The organism is Marinovum sp. E3, assembly GCF_055755275.1.
The window spans coordinates 2,201,766-2,218,350 of record NZ_CM146908.1; the positions used below are offsets into that span (position 1 = coordinate 2,201,766).

16 protein-coding genes are annotated in these 16,585 nt (G+C 64.6%); 6 read left to right on the top strand and 10 right to left on the bottom strand.

All coding sequences use genetic code 11. The features are described 5' to 3' along the window. Positions 1 to 4 precede the first annotated feature (4 nt). From AC0J5K_RS10775 to AC0J5K_RS10800, 6 genes are all read right to left on the bottom strand, one after another. Positions 5 to 1,030 carry an amidohydrolase family protein gene (locus tag AC0J5K_RS10775; protein WP_074835130.1) on the bottom strand — a complete coding sequence of 342 codons (1,026 nt, stop codon included), beginning with the start codon at positions 1,028 to 1,030 and terminating at the stop codon, positions 5 to 7. A gap of 90 nt (positions 1,031 to 1,120) precedes the next feature. Beyond that, complete coding sequence (locus tag AC0J5K_RS10780; protein WP_048530927.1) at positions 1,121 to 1,495, bottom strand: MmoB/DmpM family protein; 375 nt, start codon at positions 1,493 to 1,495, stop codon at positions 1,121 to 1,123. A gap of 21 nt (positions 1,496 to 1,516) precedes the next feature. Next, positions 1,517 to 2,578: an aromatic/alkene monooxygenase hydroxylase subunit beta gene (locus AC0J5K_RS10785; RefSeq protein WP_074835131.1), complete on the bottom strand. Its 1,062-nt coding sequence runs from the start codon at positions 2,576 to 2,578 to the stop codon at positions 1,517 to 1,519. A gap of 47 nt (positions 2,579 to 2,625) precedes the next feature. Continuing rightward, complete coding sequence (locus AC0J5K_RS10790) at positions 2,626 to 3,684, bottom strand: 2Fe-2S iron-sulfur cluster-binding protein (RefSeq protein WP_074835133.1); 1,059 nt, start codon at positions 3,682 to 3,684, stop codon at positions 2,626 to 2,628. Positions 3,685 to 3,760: 76 nt separating this feature from the next. Beyond that, the gene (locus AC0J5K_RS10795) at positions 3,761 to 5,425 is read right to left on the bottom strand and encodes an aromatic/alkene/methane monooxygenase hydroxylase/oxygenase subunit alpha (protein ID WP_074835134.1); all 1,665 of its coding nucleotides are present in this window, start codon (positions 5,423 to 5,425) and stop codon (positions 3,761 to 3,763) included. Between the two features lie 472 nt (positions 5,426 to 5,897). Next, the gene (locus tag AC0J5K_RS10800; RefSeq protein WP_074835136.1) at positions 5,898 to 7,136 is read right to left on the bottom strand and encodes an RNA polymerase factor sigma-54; all 1,239 of its coding nucleotides are present in this window, start codon (positions 7,134 to 7,136) and stop codon (positions 5,898 to 5,900) included. An 83-nt stretch (positions 7,137 to 7,219) separates the two neighbouring features. On the opposite strand from AC0J5K_RS10800, the gene AC0J5K_RS10805 reads away from it, so the two are divergent. After that, positions 7,220 to 8,173 (top strand): hypothetical protein, encoded by a 954-nt coding sequence (locus tag AC0J5K_RS10805; RefSeq protein WP_074835137.1) that lies wholly within the window; start codon positions 7,220 to 7,222, stop codon positions 8,171 to 8,173. Here the strand turns inward: AC0J5K_RS10805 and AC0J5K_RS10810 are convergent. The 4 genes from AC0J5K_RS10810 to AC0J5K_RS10825 form a co-directional block, all read right to left on the bottom strand. Next, positions 8,170 to 8,349 (bottom strand): hypothetical protein, encoded by a 180-nt coding sequence (locus AC0J5K_RS10810; RefSeq protein ID WP_048530918.1) that lies wholly within the window; start codon positions 8,347 to 8,349, stop codon positions 8,170 to 8,172. The genes AC0J5K_RS10805 and AC0J5K_RS10810 overlap by 4 nt on opposite strands. Positions 8,350 to 8,374: 25 nt before the next feature. Next, positions 8,375 to 9,511, bottom strand: a complete 1,137-nt coding sequence (locus tag AC0J5K_RS10815) for a WD40 repeat domain-containing protein (RefSeq protein WP_274562956.1) — start codon at positions 9,509 to 9,511, stop codon at positions 8,375 to 8,377. Continuing rightward, a complete protein-coding gene (locus AC0J5K_RS10820; protein WP_274562954.1) occupies positions 9,512 to 9,802 on the bottom strand; it encodes a hypothetical protein in 291 nt (96 codons plus the stop codon). 383 nt (positions 9,803 to 10,185) lie between these two features. After that, complete coding sequence (locus tag AC0J5K_RS10825; RefSeq protein WP_274562952.1) at positions 10,186 to 11,178, bottom strand: LysR family transcriptional regulator; 993 nt, start codon at positions 11,176 to 11,178, stop codon at positions 10,186 to 10,188. A 94-nt stretch (positions 11,179 to 11,272) separates the two neighbouring features. On the opposite strand from AC0J5K_RS10825, the gene AC0J5K_RS10830 reads away from it, so the two are divergent. Genes AC0J5K_RS10830 through AC0J5K_RS10850 form a run of 5 tightly spaced genes read left to right on the top strand, consistent with a single transcriptional unit; the run spans position 11,273 to position 16,585 of the window. Further along, positions 11,273 to 12,139: an ABC transporter permease gene (locus AC0J5K_RS10830; RefSeq protein ID WP_048530910.1), complete on the top strand. Its 867-nt coding sequence runs from the start codon at positions 11,273 to 11,275 to the stop codon at positions 12,137 to 12,139. Further along, positions 12,139 to 12,930 (top strand): ABC transporter permease, encoded by a 792-nt coding sequence (locus AC0J5K_RS10835; protein ID WP_048530908.1) that lies wholly within the window; start codon positions 12,139 to 12,141, stop codon positions 12,928 to 12,930. Before AC0J5K_RS10830 ends, AC0J5K_RS10835 begins: the two co-directional genes overlap by 1 nt. A gap of 38 nt (positions 12,931 to 12,968) precedes the next feature. Next, entirely contained in the window at positions 12,969 to 14,117 is a 1,149-nt protein-coding gene (locus tag AC0J5K_RS10840) for an extracellular solute-binding protein (RefSeq protein ID WP_244526422.1), read from the top strand. Positions 14,118 to 14,169: 52 nt separating this feature from the next. Next, a complete protein-coding gene (locus tag AC0J5K_RS10845; protein ID WP_074835142.1) occupies positions 14,170 to 15,246 on the top strand; it encodes an ABC transporter ATP-binding protein in 1,077 nt (358 codons plus the stop codon). A gap of 1 nt (position 15,247) precedes the next feature. Beyond that, positions 15,248 to 16,585: an aminotransferase family protein gene (locus AC0J5K_RS10850; RefSeq protein ID WP_274562948.1), complete on the top strand. Its 1,338-nt coding sequence runs from the start codon at positions 15,248 to 15,250 to the stop codon at positions 16,583 to 16,585.

The following is a 16,585-nucleotide window of genomic DNA, read 5'->3' on the forward strand; positions in this document are numbered from 1 at the left end:
GCCCCTACTCCGCCGCGATCTGCACGGGGGCGCCGGCCAGTTCGGCCTTCTTGGCGGCGACATCGATACCGTAGAGTTTCGCCGCGTTGAGCCCGAGGATCTTTTCCTTGATCTCGTCGGTCAACTGCACGCCGCCGCGCTCGGCCGAGATGTCATCGGGGATCTGATAGTCCATGAACTGATCGACCAGCCATTTCGGCGTCCAGATCGCATAGTCCGAGCCAAACAGGATCTTGTCCTCGCCCACCCACCAGAGCAGTTCCGCCATGACCTCGCCGAAGTAGCGCGGGCGGGAATGGATGAAGGGCATGGCCACGGCAAGCCCGGCATAGACATTGGTTTCCTGCGTCGCGATCCAGCAGAAATCGTCGAGCCGGGGCAGGCCGCAATGTTCGACGATCCAGTTCAGGTTCTGGAAATCCGTGGCGGCGTAATCGACGTCATCGACGCTGAAGGCATCCTTGGACAGCGGGATGATCGTCGGGCCCTTGTGGACGTGGATGTTCTTGATGCCCAGCTTGTCACACAGCTCGAAGCATTTGTAAGCCGCCGGGTCGTTCAGCGCCCAGCCCTTGCTGTCACCGTTCCACTCGGCGGTGTACATCTTCACGCCGGAAATATCGTAGGTCTCCTTCATGTAATGGATGTATTCCAGCGCCTTCTCGCCATCGCGCGGATCGAAGCTGCCGTTGACGATGAAGCGCTCGGGGTGGCGCTTGGCCATCTCGTTCGAACGTTCCAGACAGCCGAAGCCCTTCTTGTAGAAGTCGCTCAGCACCGTGGTCTGGATGATCGCCATGTCATTGGGGCCGTCGACGAACAGGTCGCGATAGATGTCGTCTTCGCTGTATTTCTCAAACTTCGCCTTTTCCCAGAGCTGTTCCGGCGGGCTGAGGTTGGTGTGATAGGCGTAGAAACATTCGATGAACTGCTTGCCGTGCACATTGGCCTGGTTCTCGGGGCTGCCGTCCCAGAAATGGGTGTGGCCGTCGAGCACGAAGATCTCTTTTCCGTCCTTGGTCGTGTACATGGTGTCCTCCCTTGCGTGTGGCTGAGTTTGCTGTCGGCTCCGGGGTCGGGGTGCCGGACCCCGGAGCCGGTCATCCGCGAAACGCGGCGATCAGATGTATTCCATAACCTCGTTCATGTCGCCGAACAGGATCACGGTGTCGTCGTCGACGCGCACCATCCGCCCGTAGTGGGTGGAGGTATTGACCTCGAAGGTCTCGGCGGTCATCTCGCGACCGAGGTATTCGGTGATCTCGTCCATCTTGAAGATCAGCTTGCCCTCGCCGTCGATGCGGATGGTCGCCGGGTTGTAGGTGATCGTCACTCTGGGGTCGTTCTCCTCCATGAATTCGGCGATGGCGCGGGCCTCGACGCTGTCGTTCATGGTGACGCCGCATTGATGCGAGACTTCGCGCGAGGTCAGATCGATGTCCTTCATCGATTTGAAGATGTTCTGGTTCGACGCATTGCGCGCTACGGTAGACATATCTCTTTTCCTTTCAGAAGGTTACTCGAGCCCCAGCTCGGCGACGATGTGATCGAGGCGCTCTTTCGAGACCGCTTTCACGTCTTCGAAGGACACCGGCTTGGAATGCGGCTGCGACCAGATCGGCTGCAATGCGGCGGCGGCCTTTTCGGCCAGGGCGCCATGTTTCGCGAGCCAGGACTTGAAGAGCGCGCGGTTGTGCGGCCCGTGCTCTTCGTCATGCGCCAGCAGGTAGATCAGATCGACGGTATTGGCGAGATTGCGCTCGAAATCCGCCTCGGCGGCCGAAATCACCGGCGGGGTGATGAAATCATTGTTGGCCGCCGCCGCCTGCATGAAGAAGCCCGAGCGGACCAGCTCGCCCACCATCGGCTCGAACACGATGTTGATGGCGAAATACTGCTCGAGGTAATCCTCGGAGCCCATGATCGTCTCGATCGCCTCGCGGCAGGGCTGCCAGATCGGGTCCTCCAGCCAGGCCTGCTTGCCCAGTTCGTCCGACCAGCCGTCGATGTCCATGCCGATTTCGGCCAGATAGAGCGTGATGTCCTGGCTCAGGCGCATCTTGTAAGACGAATTGGTCAGCGTGGCATTGTTGATCATCTGGGTGTAGCCATAGCGCTGCGCCTGCATGAGCGAGGTGCCAAGGCCGAATTCCGCGTGTTTCCAAGCGCCCAGGTGCTTTTGCAGGATCATCTGCCAAGCCTTGTCAAAAGCCTTGTGCGCGCCGGCCTTGCGGGCATTGGCGATGACGTTCTGCACCATGGTCTCGATCTTGGACTGGCGCTGGTAATGGGTGCGTTCCCATTCCTGATCCGGGGCACGAAAGGCGTGCCAGTTCGACGACAGCGCGGCGGTGTTGTCCTTCCGATAGGCGCCGCCGCCCTTGCCGCCCTCGAATTCGATGATCCAGTTCTGGATCAGGTAGCGCTCGGGATCGGGCTGCACGTCGACGGTGACGTCCTCATAATGCGTCGCCCGCTTGCCGCGCGGCTCGAAGTAGTTGTATTTGCGGCTTTTCGAGCCGGCGAATTGCGCCGCGCCGGCAGCGCCGGATCCGACAGAACTTGATGTTGCTACCATGGTAGCCTCCCTTGTGTTGTGTTCACGTCACTAGCGTTCGACCCGTCTCAATGGGTCGAAGAACCGGAAGTGGGGGTGAACTTGTCGTAGAAGATGCGATCGGTGTCGAAGTCGTGCATGAAGAGCACCGGGGTCAGCGCGTCGATCATCGGCGGCGGGCCGCAGGCATAGACATCGCCCGCGCCGTCGATCCCCAGCTCCTTGAGATGGCTGTCGACGTATTCATGCACGAAGCCGCGCGCGCCCTCCCATCCGTTGGCCTCGTCCTCGTGGCTCAGCACCGGGATGAACTCGACGGTTGGATGCGCGGCGGTCAGCGCGGCGATCTCGTCGAGCTTGAACAGGTCGCTTTGCGAGCGGGCGCCATAGTAGAAATAGACCGGGCGGTCCTCGCCGCTGGCGATGTGGTCGTTCAGGATCGACCAGACCGGTGACATGCCCGAGCCCGCGCCCACCAGGATCACCGGTCCCTGTCGGTCCTCGCGTCGGAAGCACATTCCGTAGGGGCCTTCGACGCGGACGTCGGCGCCGGCTTTGATGCCGCCGTCGTCAAGCTCGTTGCTGAACCGTCCGTCGGGGTATTTTTTGATGATGAAGCCGAGTTTCTGGGTTTCGCTCGGCGGATTTGCCATGGAGAACGAGCGTGTAATCTCCTCCCCCGCTTCGGTTTTGACCGTGATGTCGACATATTGGCCCGCCCAGAATTTCAAAGGCGCATCCAGTTCGATTTGAACCCCGCGAATGTCATGGGTGAGTTTCTGGAAGTCGACGATCTTGCCGGAGTATTGCTTGACCGGAATGGATTTCGACAGCACCTCCTCATCATAGTTGAGAAGTTCGATCTCGAGATCGCTGAACGCCAGCGACCGGCACATCAGGATATGGCCGCCGTCCTTTTCCATGTCGTTCAGCGCGAATGTGGAATAATTCTCCATCTCGCTCTCGCCGTCGAGCTGGACGCATTTGCAGGCCGAGCATTGGCCCTCCTTGCAGCCGTGCGGCAGGGCAATGCCCTGGCGGAACGCGGCGTCGAGGATGTATTCGCCGTCTTCGACCTCGAATTCCACACCGACCGGTTCCAATCGGACGTTATACGTGTCCGTCATCGTGTCCTCCCTTTCATCGACGCGCCGTCTGACGCCTCGGGGTGCGGGGGCCGGATGCGGCCCCCGCGGTCTGCGATCAGTTGCAGGGGTTGATGGTGAAGCCGGCCTGGTATTCGGCGATATGCGCCGCGCGGTCGGCCTCGTTCATGTTGCGCAGCATGTTCAGCGGCGAGCGCAAGGTGTGGCCGCGCACATGCTCGAGCTTCCACATGTCCTTGTTGTCGAAGCGCAGGTGCGGCTGGGCGGTCAGGGTCTCGCCGTCGTCGCGGACGAAGTTGAGGTCCTTGATCGCATCCGCGAGATCCCAGCCGTCATAGACGCTTTCCCATTCGCGCTTGCCCGAGAACTTGCCCATTGCCGGGGTCGGCCGGCCCTGGAATTCATCAGAAAAGGCCTCGACCGCGGTCCAGCGGTCCAGCTCATGGGCAAAGGTGTGCAGCTCGCCGTCGATCTCGTCGACCACCATGTCCTCGCGGATCAGGCAGGGCACGAGGCAGGACCAGCAGCGGTGCGGATAGACATAGCCGGTGTCCTGATTGAAGGTGACGACGGTCTCGCCCGGCTTCGACAGCTTGGCGTACCATTTCCAGAACTCGCCGAACTCGGCGTACCAGCCCGGGTACTTGTGCTCGAACCACTCGAAGTCCTTCTCGGTCTGGGCCTCGATCCGCCAGAAGTTGACCGGCCAGCCAACGGCAAAGAACTGTGCGACCTTGTGGACGTAGTTCTTTTCGGTGATCCGCTTCCAGGCTTCCTGAACGTCGTCGTGGTGCACCTTCACGCCGTATTTCTCGAGCGGCAGCATGTAGGTCCGGTAGTAATCCTCGAAGATCCAGCGGTGCCACATCTCGGCGTAGGATTCCTTTTCCTTGTCGCGGTTGGTGGTGCCGTATTCGATGAACGTGCCGATCGCGGCGTCGACGATGGCGTGGTTCTGCCAAAAGGCATACTTCAGGTCGCGTTCCAGCAGCAGGTGGTTCTCGGGCTCCTTCAGCGCCGCCATCAGCAGCGAATGCCCGTTGCCGATATGGCGGCTCTCGTCCGACTGGACCGAGAGGAACACCGTGGGCAGCGCATAGTCGCCATTGCGCGCCGCTTCCGAAGGCATGGCCACGAAGAGCGTGTTGGTGAATGCGGTTTCCGCCACGACCGTCAGGTACATGCAGGCGGCAGTCATGGTGTCGCCGGTGATGAACCCCTCGCCGAACTGCCGGCCGATGGTGGTGGCGTAGCACTTGCCGAACGCCTCTTCGGTGATGTCGAAGCCGGCCGGATCGATGTAGTTCTCCATGTACCACTTCTTCAGGTTCATCTGGATCGTGGAGTGGCGGAATTCATCGACCATCTGCATGGTGAAGCCGGTGCGCAAATCCTCGCCCGGCGACAGGCGCGCCACCATGGCCATCGAGCGCGCGGCCGAGATCTCGGGGAACGGGATGATCGCCAGAAAGAGCTTCATCCACTCGATCCAGCGCGGTTCGACATTGCGGAACATGTCACCGCGCAGGGCGGCATCCAGCGCGCCATAGACCCGGTTGTCCTTTTCCTCTTCCATCGGGAAGTAGGAGCGCAGGACCTGCTTCATCGGGTCGCGCGGGGCCTTGGTGATCTTGTAATCCGTCGGGAAGGTGCTGGCCTCCTGCACGTAAGACGGATTCCATCCGAGATCGGAGATCTTCTTGGTGGCCTCCCCAACCGAGATACCACGTTGCGACGTGATCTTGTTAAGCGTCAAAGTCATGCCATGAGCCTCCTTACAGCTCTGCGGCCGGGTGCCCGGCCTGTTGGCGGCTTTTGCCGTTTCGTTTGCGCGCCCGGGGGCGCCGGTTCTCGGCAAAGGTTGTGGAGATCGCGCTCCCGTCCTTCGTTCTTGCTGCCGCCCGTCCGGTGGACGCCGCGGCTTGTGCCCTACTTGTGGCAAGACCGGTTCCAGAATTCGGGCTTTGTAAAAGTCGCGCGGTATTTTTTCGCTAATACGCTGATATAGAACGTTTATTTTTGATGAAATTTCTTGCGCAGGTTTTCGGGCCTACGGTCGTGACGCGCCGAAAAGGGCCAGAGTGTCGCAGAACGTTACACCCTGTTTCAGCCGCGACATTACACCGCGTTACACCCGTCAGCGGCGGCCCGGTCAGGTATGCAACACGAAACGGCGCCCGGGTGAGCCGGACGCCGTTCTGTGTTCGGTCTCGGGAGGGAATGAGAGGTGGAGATCAGGCCCGCAGCCGGCGTTTTGCGGCTGCCGGAACCCCGATCTCCCGCCGGTAATTCGCCACCACCCGCCGCGAGATCGCGATGCCTTCGCCTTCCAGCAGCGCCGTCAGCCGCCGGTCGGACAGTGGCTGTCTCGGATTCTCGCCCGCCAGCAAGGCGCGAAGCCGTGCCTGCACCGCCGGTTTCGACTGTGTCGCCGCCGCCGAAGCCGCGCCGCCGAACAGCGTCCGTGCGGCGGTGATCCCGTTCGGACCCTCGATCAGAAGGCCGTTCAACACCCGGCTGACGGTGCTGAGATGAAACCCGGTCTCCGCCGCGATCTCGGACATGGTCATCGGTGCCAGCGCCGCCGGCCCGTCGCGGAAGAAGGCGCCCTGGCGCGCGACGATCTCGCCCACCACCTGCCGCAGGGCCGAACGGCGGATCGCCAGCGCCTGTTTCAGCGCCCGCGCCCGGGCCAGCGCCGCCCGCGTCTCGGCGCCGGTGCCGCGCGGCACACCGGAGATGGCGACATCCTCTTGCAAGGACGACAGGAATTCGATCTCCCAGCCATCGCCTGTGGGGGTCAGCCGGACATCGGGTTCACGCATCAGCGTCGGATCGCTGGAAAAGCCACTGCCCGGCTTGGGATCGAGCTGCCGCAGCTCCGCGAGGCAGGCCTGCACCGTCTCTGCCGCCAGCCCGGTGGCCGCCACCAGACCTGCCGGGCCGCCGGTTTCGAGCACCGGAAGATGGGACAGCACCAGCCGCATGGCCGCGCTCATCCTGTCGCGCTCTTCGAGTTGAAGCCGCAGACATTCCTGCAAGTCCCGCGCGAACAATCCCGCCGGCTCGACCCGTTTCTGCACCAGCCGCAGCGCCGCGGCGATCAGATCCTGTCCCAGCCCCAGCCCCTCGGCAATCTCGTCGACCCCGCGCCCGAGCCAGCCCGACGGCTCCAGCTCGGCGACCAGCGCGGTGATCACCCGGGCCATCAGCCCGCCCTGCCCGATCAGCCCGGTAAGCTCACGGAAAACGTGGTCATAAAGACTGTTGGCCTCCGCCACCGCCGCCATTTCAAGCACATCGGTGGCCCCGGGCGCCAGCGGTCGTGGCCGCAGCACCAGCATCGGATTGTCGCGAGCCGCCTCGGCCAGATGGGCGTCAAGCTCGGCCGCCGACATCTGCAACAGCCGCACCACCTGGCCCAGCCGGAATACCTGGCTTTGCCGTGCGCGCAGGTGCAGACCCGGCCTCATGTGCCCGCCTCCCGACAAAACACTGGCCCTGCGCCGCCCGGCCCGGCTATCCTCTGTGAACGAACCTCAGGGACCGCTGCGAGATGAGCCAACACCCCCCGATCGGCGGTATCGTGCCGCTTGACGGCGCCGCGCCCGAATTGTCCTATCCCGGTTTGTCGCCGCAGCTTCTGGCGCGGATTACCCAGCTCTGGTCGGCCGCCGGCCTCGATTTCGACAGCCATTGGCGCCTGGCCATCCGCAGCCTTCAGGGCTTTCGCGCACTGCCCCGCGTCGAGACCTCGGCCAGCAGCACCGATGTGGATCTCGTGTTCCTGTTCGATCAATCCGTGATCTGGGTGCGGGCCTTGCATGGTGCTGCCAATGCCGGGCGACAGCAGGGCACGCCGGGGCTGAGCCCGGCGCAATGGCACGGGCTGGCGGCGATCTCGGCGCGGCTGACCGAACAGCTGGCGGCGCTGCGCCTGCTGGCGCTGACCGACCTGCCGATGCCGGCGATGCAGATCGCGCGCGCGATCTCGGAAGATGTCGACATGGCGCTGGTGATCCTGATCCGCCGCAAACTGGCGGCGCGCTTTGCCGCCTGCCGCACCGCCGAAGAGGCCAGCGACTTCTGGCGGCGCCATATCGCCGGCGGCCGCGCCTTTCGCAGCATCTCGGAACGGCTTTATGCCGTGGGCATCGATCATTCCGCCGACACCGACTATGCCAAGTGGCGCAAATCGGTGCTGACGACGCTGGGGGCGGCGGTACACAGCAATGCGCTGTCCACCGGCGTGCCCGCCCGGCCGCAGGACCATGTTCTGCTGAACGGCGACTCGCTGCATTTTGCTACCTTCCGCATGCATGAGCTCTGCGCCTTTGCGCAATTGGTCGAACCCGCCCTGACCCGGGCGCTGAAAGCGGCGGCCCGCGACGAGACGCAGCCCAGCCCGCTGGCCGCCCTGGCCGCGCCGCTCTGCGACATTCTGGTCAATCAGATCCAGAGTCTTTCGGCGCCGCCCACCGCCCCCCGGCAGACGGCGAAACGTCACTAGTGCTTGACGTCCTGCGGCGTGCCGAGGCGGTTCTCCGCCACCCAGCGCGCCGCCAGAACCAGCGCGCCGGCGGCAAAATCCTTGCCGTGGTCCTCGACCATTTCCTCGGCCACCTTGGCCAGTTGCTGAAAGTAGCGGTCCTTGCTTTGCTCTTCCGTGGTCAGCGCTTGTGTCATGGGTCTCCCTCCCTGAAGTTTCGTCTTACTTGAACATGTTGTTCGGAAATGTCGCGATCGACAGCCCGCCGTCGGTGCCGCCAATGGCAAGATGCGCGCCATCGTCGGACCAGGCCAGCGCGGTCACCGCATCGCCAGTGCCCTCGCGCACCAGCATCTCGTCGCCATGGCCGATGCGGCAGAGCATCACCAGCCCGGTGCCATATCCCACCGCGCAGAGATCGCGGCTGGGGTGCACGGCGATCCGGTCCACCAGCGTCAGCCCCGGCTTGCCGGTCTCGATCGGCGTGCCGTCGTGGGTGCCGAACGGCAGATCGGGCAAGCGCCAGCCGACAACGCGAAAGGCCCCGGAGGCGACCATCGCATCGGCCGCCGGGCTGACAGCCACATTGTGCACCGGCGCCGGAAAATCGACGATGCGGTCGGCCGTGCCGGCCGCGACATCGACCAGCAGCAGCGCCTTGTCGCGGCAACCGCCCAGCAGCCAGCGCCCGCAGGGCGACCACGTCAGTTCGAGCAGATCGCCGGCACAGGCAATCGTCGAGCCAAGCGCCGGCTCTTTGACTCCCACAAGGCTCACCTGCCCGTCGCCCCAGCAGGCAAGCCGGGTTTCATCGGCCGAAACTGCAATCCGCGCGACCGCATGCGGCAGTTCGAGACAGGCGATCTCGGCGCCGCCCGCCTCGGCCAGAAGCGACAGCCGGCTGCCGAAACCCGCCGCCAGCAGCCCGGCCCGCGGCAGCGCAGCCAGCGCCGTCGGCGCCAACCGCGGAGCGGCGTTCATCGCCAGCACCTGGCCACGGGCGGTGGCGCGCCACAACACACCGGTTTCTGCATGGGCAAAGGCAAGCCCCTGATCGCCCAGGCGGCCGGGCCGGACCTCCAGCCGCGCGACCGGCGCCTCGGTGATTACCGGCGGCGGCAGCGGCTTGGTTCTCGGGCGGATGCTGGCCCGTCCGGTATCGGCCTCGACCCGCACCCGGCTGTCCGGGCTCTCGGCGTCCTTGACCGAAACGAAGGCCAGCCGGCCATCCGCCAGCAGCGCCGAGAGCGCGCTGCCGCTGGCGTTGAAGGCCAGACCTCTGACCTCGGTTTTCAGCGCCCATGTGCGGGCGATCAGATCGAAAAGCGTCATCGCTTGCGGCGGTTTGTGTTCGGTCATTCAACTGTCCTTCCTGACGGCGGCAGCCAGCTCTTCGTCGAGCGACGAGAGCGCCTGTTCCAGCCGGGTGATCCTGTGGAGATTGTCATCCAGCGCGGCCGCGTTGCGCGCCATGGCCGCTTCGTGCTCGCTGTCGGTCACGCCGTCGCGGGCGTCTTTCATGTCGAGCACCATCATGCCGCTCGCCTTTTGGTTCAGCCGCAACTGTTCGGTATTGGCCTCCGCAATCGCCTGCGTGGCTGCCAGGCGGTCGCGGAGGATGGCGTCGATGTCGCGCGGCAGATCTTTCATGGCATCCCCCGGCCTTCGGCGGGCAAAGGGCCGGGCCAAGGCCGCACGTCTCCGGGGCCCCCGGACTGCTCCTGGGCCAAAGGTCTGTCGCGCATCGTCTCCCCTCCCCGGATGGCCGATGGTCTTGAGTGGCGAACAGGCTAGCCCAGCGACAGGGTGACGCAATGTTTTCGGGCGCGGCGGGCGGAATTCGCGGCGTTTTCGGGCCGCGCGGCGCAAGAGTGTAAAGTTGCGTTACGCTTCCGTTCGCGCTGTGTAACGGCGCGTTCCACTGGTGGCCTCGCTGCATTGCGGAAGGCTCTGCCCGGTTGGCGGCCCCGGCGAATCAATTGCTTGATCCCGGGCATGGCCGAATGGGCTGCCCGTCCGGTGGCTGAGACCGGTCAACGGTAGGTGCGCGCATCCATCGGCGTGGCATCGATGGCGTCGAGGATGCCGCGCAACAACAGGTCTTCGGCGCGGTTCTTGACCGCCCGGCTGTTCCAGACAACATGCACGTCGATCGCCGGCAGATCGCTGTAGGGCGGCAATTGCCAGAGCAGCCCGTCGCGCACATCGCGCGCCGCCACATGCACCGGCAGCGGCCCGATGCCGAGGCCGGCGATGATCATTCGCCGCACCTCTTCGAGATGCGACGAGATGCCGGTGATGCGCTGGCCCAGCTCGGCCTGGGCGCGCATCAGCGTGACCGGCCGCAGCACGTCCTGAAGCCGGTCGGTCTCGAAGCTGACCGAGGCATGCCCGGCGAGATCGGCGAGGCTAAGATCGTCGCGCCCGAACAGCGGATGCGCCGGGCCGCAGAACAGCCCGAAGAATTCGCGGTAGAGCCGGCGGTACTCCAGCCGCGGATTGTGATCGCGCACCAGGCAGACCGCAAAGGAGGCGCGCTTGGCCATCACCTCGGCGATCGCATCGGCGCTGGAATGCACCTCGATCGACAGGCTGGCGCGCGGATGGGCGCGATGAAATTCGGCCAGCGCCTGATCGAGCAGCGGGCAGACCACATGGCTTGCGGCGCAGATCTTCACATGGCCCTGCACCTCGTCGGTCAGTTCGCGCACCAGCGTCGAGAGCCGCAGCACCGATCCGTTGATCTCGACCGCCTCGCGATAGAGCAGACGGCCGGCATCGGTCAGGGCGAAATGCCCCGGCGACCGGTCGACCAGCTTGCGACCCAACCGCTCTTCGAGCCGCCGCAGCGCCGCCGAAACCGACGGCTGCTTGAGCCGCAGGCGTTGCGCCGCCTCGGTGACAGACCGGCTGTCGGCCAGCACCACGAAGGTGCGCAGCAGGTTCCAGTCAAGCTCGCGGGCAATGCGCTCGGGTTCGAAATGCGGATCGTTGTCGGGGGCGTCGGGCGGATCAGGCGGGATCATAGATTTCATCTATATTGAAAATTCCGATTATCTATTTGATCTATGATTGCCCGCTTCGCATGCTTTGCGCAAGTTTCATCACACGAGAGAGCGGATGTCCGTCGAAGCCCGTGAGGCACGCCAACCCTGGATCCTACTGGCCCCTGCCCTCAGCGCGGTGACCCTGCTGCTGTTCGTGCCGCTGGTCTTTATCGTGGTCTACAGTTTCTGGCTGCGCAGCGCGACCGGTGCCGACCTGCCCGGCTTCCACCTCGACAACTGGCGCGAGGCGCTGACCGACCGGTTTTATCGCGACATCCTGATCTCGACCCTGCGGATTGCCGCCATCACAACGCTGGTCTGTGCGCTGATGGGCTATCCGGCGGCCTATTTCATTGCCCGCTCGCGCGGCAACAAGATGATCCTGCTGTTGCTGCTGATGCTGCCGTTCTGGATCAGCTACATCATCCGCACGATGAGCTGGATCAACATCCTCGGCGTCTCCGGCGCGCTCAACACACTGCTGCTGGGCATCGGGGTCATCAGCGAGCCATTGAACATGCTCTACAACGAGGCGACCGTGATCCTCGGGCTGGTGCATTTCCTGCTGCCCTTCATGGTGCTCAATGTCTTTGTCTCGCTCGACGGCATCGACACAAATCTCGAGGATGCCGCCAATTCTCTGGGCGCCACGCGATGGCAGGCGTTCCTGCAAGTCACGCTGCCGCTGTCTCTGCCCGGCCTCGCCGCCGGCGGGCTGCTGTGTTTCGTGCTGGGCGCCGGCACCTATATCACGCCGCTGGTGCTGGGCGGGCCGCGCGACGCGATGTTTGCCAACCTGGTCTTCGAGGCGATCATCACCCAGCTCAACTGGCCGCTCGGCTCGGCGCTGAGCCTGATGCTTCTGGTGGTGCTCGGCGTGCTGGTGATGATCTACAACCGCTATCTCGGCATGGCGCAGTTGATGAAGGGGCTGGGCTGATGCGCTGGGGATGGCAGGCGATCCGACTCTGGACCGTGCTGGTCTATGGCTTCATGTTCCTGCCGGTTGCGGTGGTGGTGCTGCTGAGCTTCAACGCCAGCCAGTTCGGTGCCTTCCCGATGACCGGGTTTTCCCTGCGCTGGTTCGTCGAGCTGGCGCAGAACGACGCCATCATGCGCGCCTTTCGCACTTCGATCGTTCTGGGCCTGCTGACGGCGGCGATCTCGACCACGCTCGGGGTTCTGGCCAGCCTCGCCCTGGTGCGCTACCGGGTGCCGGGCGCCAATGCGATCTCGACCCTGCTGATCGCGCCGATCCTGGTGCCCGAGGTCGTGCTGGCGGTGGCGCTGCTGCTGTTCCTCAACTTTCTCGGCCTGCACAAGAGCTTTGCCCTGCTGCTCTTCGGCCATGTGATCTTTACCCTGCCTTTCGTGATCCTGGTGGTGCAGGCGCGGCTGATCGCCATCCGCCGCGACGTCGAGGAAGCGGCGATGAGCCTGGGCGCCAGCCCGGTGCAGGCCTTCTTTCAGATCACCCTGCCGCTGATGCTGCCAGCGGTGCTGGCCGGGGCGCTCTTTGCCTTCACCATCAGTTTCGACGACATCACCGGCACGCTGTTCTGGAAACCCGGCGGCGTCGAGACCGTGCCGACCCAGATTTTCGCCATGCTGCGCAATTCGATCAGCCCCGAGATCAACGCGCTTGGCACCGTGATGATTGTCATGACGGTCGGCCTGCCCCTGCTCGGGGCGGCGATCGCCCGACATCTCGCCCGCAAGAGCGGCACCTGAGAACCGCCTGCACCCATTCACCCGACAAGGAGACGACAATGACCCGAAAGATCGACAACACAACCCGATACGAACGGCTGCGCGAACGCTACATGAACGGCGGGCTGGAGCGCCGCCAGTTCCTCGGCCTGCTCGGCGCGGCCGGCGCGGCCTACGGGCTGGTGACGCCCTACCGCGCGCTGGCACAGACCGTAAGCCAGGTGCGCTTTGACGGCTGGGGCGGCGTGGTCTCCGAGGCACTGCGCGAAAACGCCTTTGACCCCTTTACCGCCAAGACCGGCATCGAGGTGGTCGATGGCACCTTTGGCGGCGCCGACGAATACCTGTCGCGGATCAAGGCCAGCCAGCCCGGCGAATTCAACATCGCCCATCTCTCGGGCGTGTTCGATTACGCGCGCTATCACAACCTCGGCCTCAGCAGCGAGTTGAACGAAGACAACATTCCCAACCTGAAATTCGTCATTCCCAAGCTGACCGAGGTGTTCCGCAAGGTGACCAACGGCACGCTGAGCTGTGTGCCCTACGACTACGGCACCACCGGGCTGGCCTACAACCGGGCCTATATCTCGGACGCGGAGATGCAGGAGAAAGGCGCGCGCATCCTCATCGACGAAGCCCACAAGGGCAAGATCGGCGGCTGGTCCGACTGGCGCACGCGGATGTGGTACGCGGCGCTGCAAACCGACCAGGATCCCAACGGCATCACCGACGAAGAGGCCGCCTGGGATGCCGTGCGCCAGCACCGCGACCTGGCGCTGAAGTACTGGAACTCGGGCGCCGAGCTGATGAGCCTGCTGGCAGAAGAGGAAATCCATGTCACCGAAGGCTGGTCGGGCCGGATCTTTGCCTTGCAGGAACAGGGCCATGACATCGGCTACATGGATCCGCCCAATGGCTTTGGCTGGCAGGAATGCATGTTCGTCATCAAGGGGTCGCCGATGGAGGCCTGCGAGGAGCTGCTGAACTTCATGCTGGCACCGGAGACCGCGATCGCCGTGGCCGAGGGCCAGAACTACCCGCCGGCGCTCGACCCGCAACAGATCGACCTCGGAGCCAAGATACCGACCCTGCCGGCCTTCGATCCCTCGGGCACGCTCGACGGGCTGACCTTTGCCGATCCGGCCTATTGGAACGGCCGCGAGGCCGATTGGTCGAAAACCTTCGGCCGCGTGCAGAAGGGCTACTGACACCTCCGCCCCCTCCGGTTGCCGGAGGGGGCCCTGACCGGAGACATTCCCCGTGAGTTCCGTCGTCCTCGACAATATCGTCAAGCGGTTCGGCAGCTTTACCGCCGTACACCCCACCAGCCTCGAGATCCCCGAAGGCACCTTCCTGACGCTTCTGGGCCCGTCGGGCTGTGGCAAGACCACCAACCTGCGGATGATCGCCGGATTGCTCGATCCGACTGAAGGCGAGATCCTGATCGGCGGGCGACGGGTGAATGACGTGCCGATCCACAAGCGCAACCTCGGGATCGTGTTCCAGAACTATGCGCTCTTTCCGCACAAGAGCGTGGCCGACAATGTCGCCTTTGGCCTGAAATACCGCGATGTGCCGAAATCCGAGATCGCCGGCCGGGTGCAGGCGGCGCTCGATCTGGTGCAGCTGCCGGATGTCGGCGGGCGTTATCCGCGCGAACTTTCCGGCGGCCAGCAGCAGCGCATTGCCCTGGCCCGCGCCATCGTCATCGAACCCGATGTGCTGTTGCTCGACGAGCCGCTCTCGGCGCTTGATGCCAACCTGCGCGAGGACATGCGCGTCGAGCTCAAGCGCATCCAGGACAAGATCGGCGTGACCACGGTGTTTGTCACCCATGACCAGTCCGAGGCTCTGGCGATGTCCGACCGGATCGTCGTGATGAGCGCCGGACGGGTCGAACAGGTCGGCACCCCGGAAGAGGTCTACAACCGCCCGGCCAGCGAGTTCGTCGCCAATTTCCTCGGCGCCTCCAACATCCTCGAAAGCCGTTGCACCGACACCGGGCGCGATGCCGTGCAGCTCGACGTGCCGGTCTTTGGCGCCGTGCCGGTGCCGGTCGACAAGGCCCCCGAGGTGCGCCCCGGCCCGGCCAAGCTGGTGCTGCGCGCAGAAAAGCTTCTGTTGCTGGCCGAGGATGCCGAGGCGCCAGGCATGGTGACCGCCCCGGCCGTGGTGGAAACCGTGGATTACCAGGGCCAGACCGTGCGCTATTTCATCCGCGCCGGCGACCGGCAGTTGCAGGCGATCAACATGATCGACGGCCACCCCTTTGCCAAAGGCACCCAGGTCACCGCCGCCTTCCGCCCGAGGGATTGCGCCGGGCTGCCGGGGGCATGACATGAGCAATCTCTTCTACCAGGGCCGCGGCCGAAAGCCGGTGCTGGACCAGGCGCGCGGCGTCTATATGTGGGACAAGAACGGCCGCCGCTACCTTGATGGCTCTTCCGGTGCCATGGTCTGCAACATCGGCCATTCCAACGAGAACGTGCTGGCCGCGATGCGGCGGCAGATGGAGAAATCGACCTTCGGCTACCGCCTGCATTTCGAAACCGAAGCCTCTGAGACACTGGCCCGCCGGCTGGCCGGCAAGATGCCCGAGGGGCTGGACCGGGTGTTCTTTGTCTCGGGCGGCTCCGAGGCGGTGGAAAGTGCGCTGAAACTGGCGCGGCAACATGCGCTTGCCCGGGGCGCGCCGCAGCGCTGGAAGGTGATCTCGCGCCGCCCCTCCTATCACGGCTGTACCCTGGGCGCGCTGGCGGTCACCGGCTATGCGCCGCTGACCGAGCCCTTCGCGCCGATGATGCAACAAATGCCGATGATCCCGGCGCCGCGCGCCTATCTCGAGGGGTTCGACCCGACCGCCCGCGAGACCGGACAGCATTATGCCGACATGCTCGAGGCCCGGATCGAGGCCGAGGGGCCGGAAAGCGTGCTGGGCTTCATCCTCGAACCGATCGGCGGCGCCTCGACGGGGGCGCTGGTGCCGCCGCCGGGCTATCTCGAGCGGGTGCGGGCGATCTGCGACCGCTTCGGGGTGCTGCTCATCGCCGACGAGGTGATGACCGGCGCCGGGCGCACCGGCGCCTTTCTCGGCGGCGATCACTGGGGCCTGCGGCCGGATATCCTGGTCATGTCCAAGGGGCTGGGCTCGGGCTATGCGCCGCTCGGGGCGATGGTGGCCGATCGGCGTCTGGTCGAGCCGGTGCTGGATGCCGGCGGCTTTGCCCATGGCTTCACCTATGCCGGCAATCCGCTGGCCTGCGCCGCCGGGCTGGCGGTGATGGAGGAGATCGACCGGCAGGACCTCTGCGCCAATGCCGCCGCCATGGGCGAAATCCTGTTGGCGCGGCTTGGCGGGCTGATGCAGCGCCACGAGATCATCGGCGACGTGCGCGGCAAGGGCCTGCTCACCGCCTTCGAATTCATGTCGGACCGCGCCACCAAGGCCCCCCTGCCGAAACATCTGAACGCCCATCAACGCTTTGTCGACATCGCCTACGACCGCGGCCTGATCGTCTACTCGCGCCGGACCCGTGACGGGCTCGAGGGCGATCACGTGCTTGTCTGCCCGCCGCTGATCCTGAACGGTCGCCATATCGACGAGCTGATCGACGGGCTGGATGGGGCGCTGGCCCAGCTCACGCAAGAGATCGCCCCGGCGATGGAGGCGCAGTGA

Bases quoted from the DNA above. Each gene is read 5' to 3' on its own strand.
- AC0J5K_RS10775 (WP_074835130.1), bottom strand. From the start codon at position 1,030: ATGTACACGACCAAGGACGGAAAAGAGATCTTCGTGCTCGACGGCCAC.
- AC0J5K_RS10780 (WP_048530927.1), bottom strand. From the start codon at position 1,495: ATGTCTACCGTAGCGCGCAATGCGTCGAACCAGAACATCTTCAAATCG.
- AC0J5K_RS10785 (WP_074835131.1), bottom strand. From the start codon at position 2,578: ATGGTAGCAACATCAAGTTCTGTCGGATCCGGCGCTGCCGGCGCGGCG.
- AC0J5K_RS10790 (WP_074835133.1), bottom strand. From the start codon at position 3,684: ATGACGGACACGTATAACGTCCGATTGGAACCGGTCGGTGTGGAATTC.
- AC0J5K_RS10795 (WP_074835134.1), bottom strand. From the start codon at position 5,425: ATGACTTTGACGCTTAACAAGATCACGTCGCAACGTGGTATCTCGGTT.
- AC0J5K_RS10800 (WP_074835136.1), bottom strand. From the start codon at position 7,136: ATGAGGCCGGGTCTGCACCTGCGCGCACGGCAAAGCCAGGTATTCCGG.
- AC0J5K_RS10805 (WP_074835137.1), top strand. From the start codon at position 7,220: ATGAGCCAACACCCCCCGATCGGCGGTATCGTGCCGCTTGACGGCGCC.
- AC0J5K_RS10810 (WP_048530918.1), bottom strand. From the start codon at position 8,349: ATGACACAAGCGCTGACCACGGAAGAGCAAAGCAAGGACCGCTACTTT.
- AC0J5K_RS10815 (WP_274562956.1), bottom strand. From the start codon at position 9,511: ATGACCGAACACAAACCGCCGCAAGCGATGACGCTTTTCGATCTGATC.
- AC0J5K_RS10820 (WP_274562954.1), bottom strand. From the start codon at position 9,802: ATGAAAGATCTGCCGCGCGACATCGACGCCATCCTCCGCGACCGCCTG.
- AC0J5K_RS10825 (WP_274562952.1), bottom strand. From the start codon at position 11,178: ATGATCCCGCCTGATCCGCCCGACGCCCCCGACAACGATCCGCATTTC.
- AC0J5K_RS10830 (WP_048530910.1), top strand. From the start codon at position 11,273: ATGTCCGTCGAAGCCCGTGAGGCACGCCAACCCTGGATCCTACTGGCC.
- AC0J5K_RS10835 (WP_048530908.1), top strand. From the start codon at position 12,139: ATGCGCTGGGGATGGCAGGCGATCCGACTCTGGACCGTGCTGGTCTAT.
- AC0J5K_RS10840 (WP_244526422.1), top strand. From the start codon at position 12,969: ATGACCCGAAAGATCGACAACACAACCCGATACGAACGGCTGCGCGAA.
- AC0J5K_RS10850 (WP_274562948.1), top strand. From the start codon at position 15,248: ATGAGCAATCTCTTCTACCAGGGCCGCGGCCGAAAGCCGGTGCTGGAC.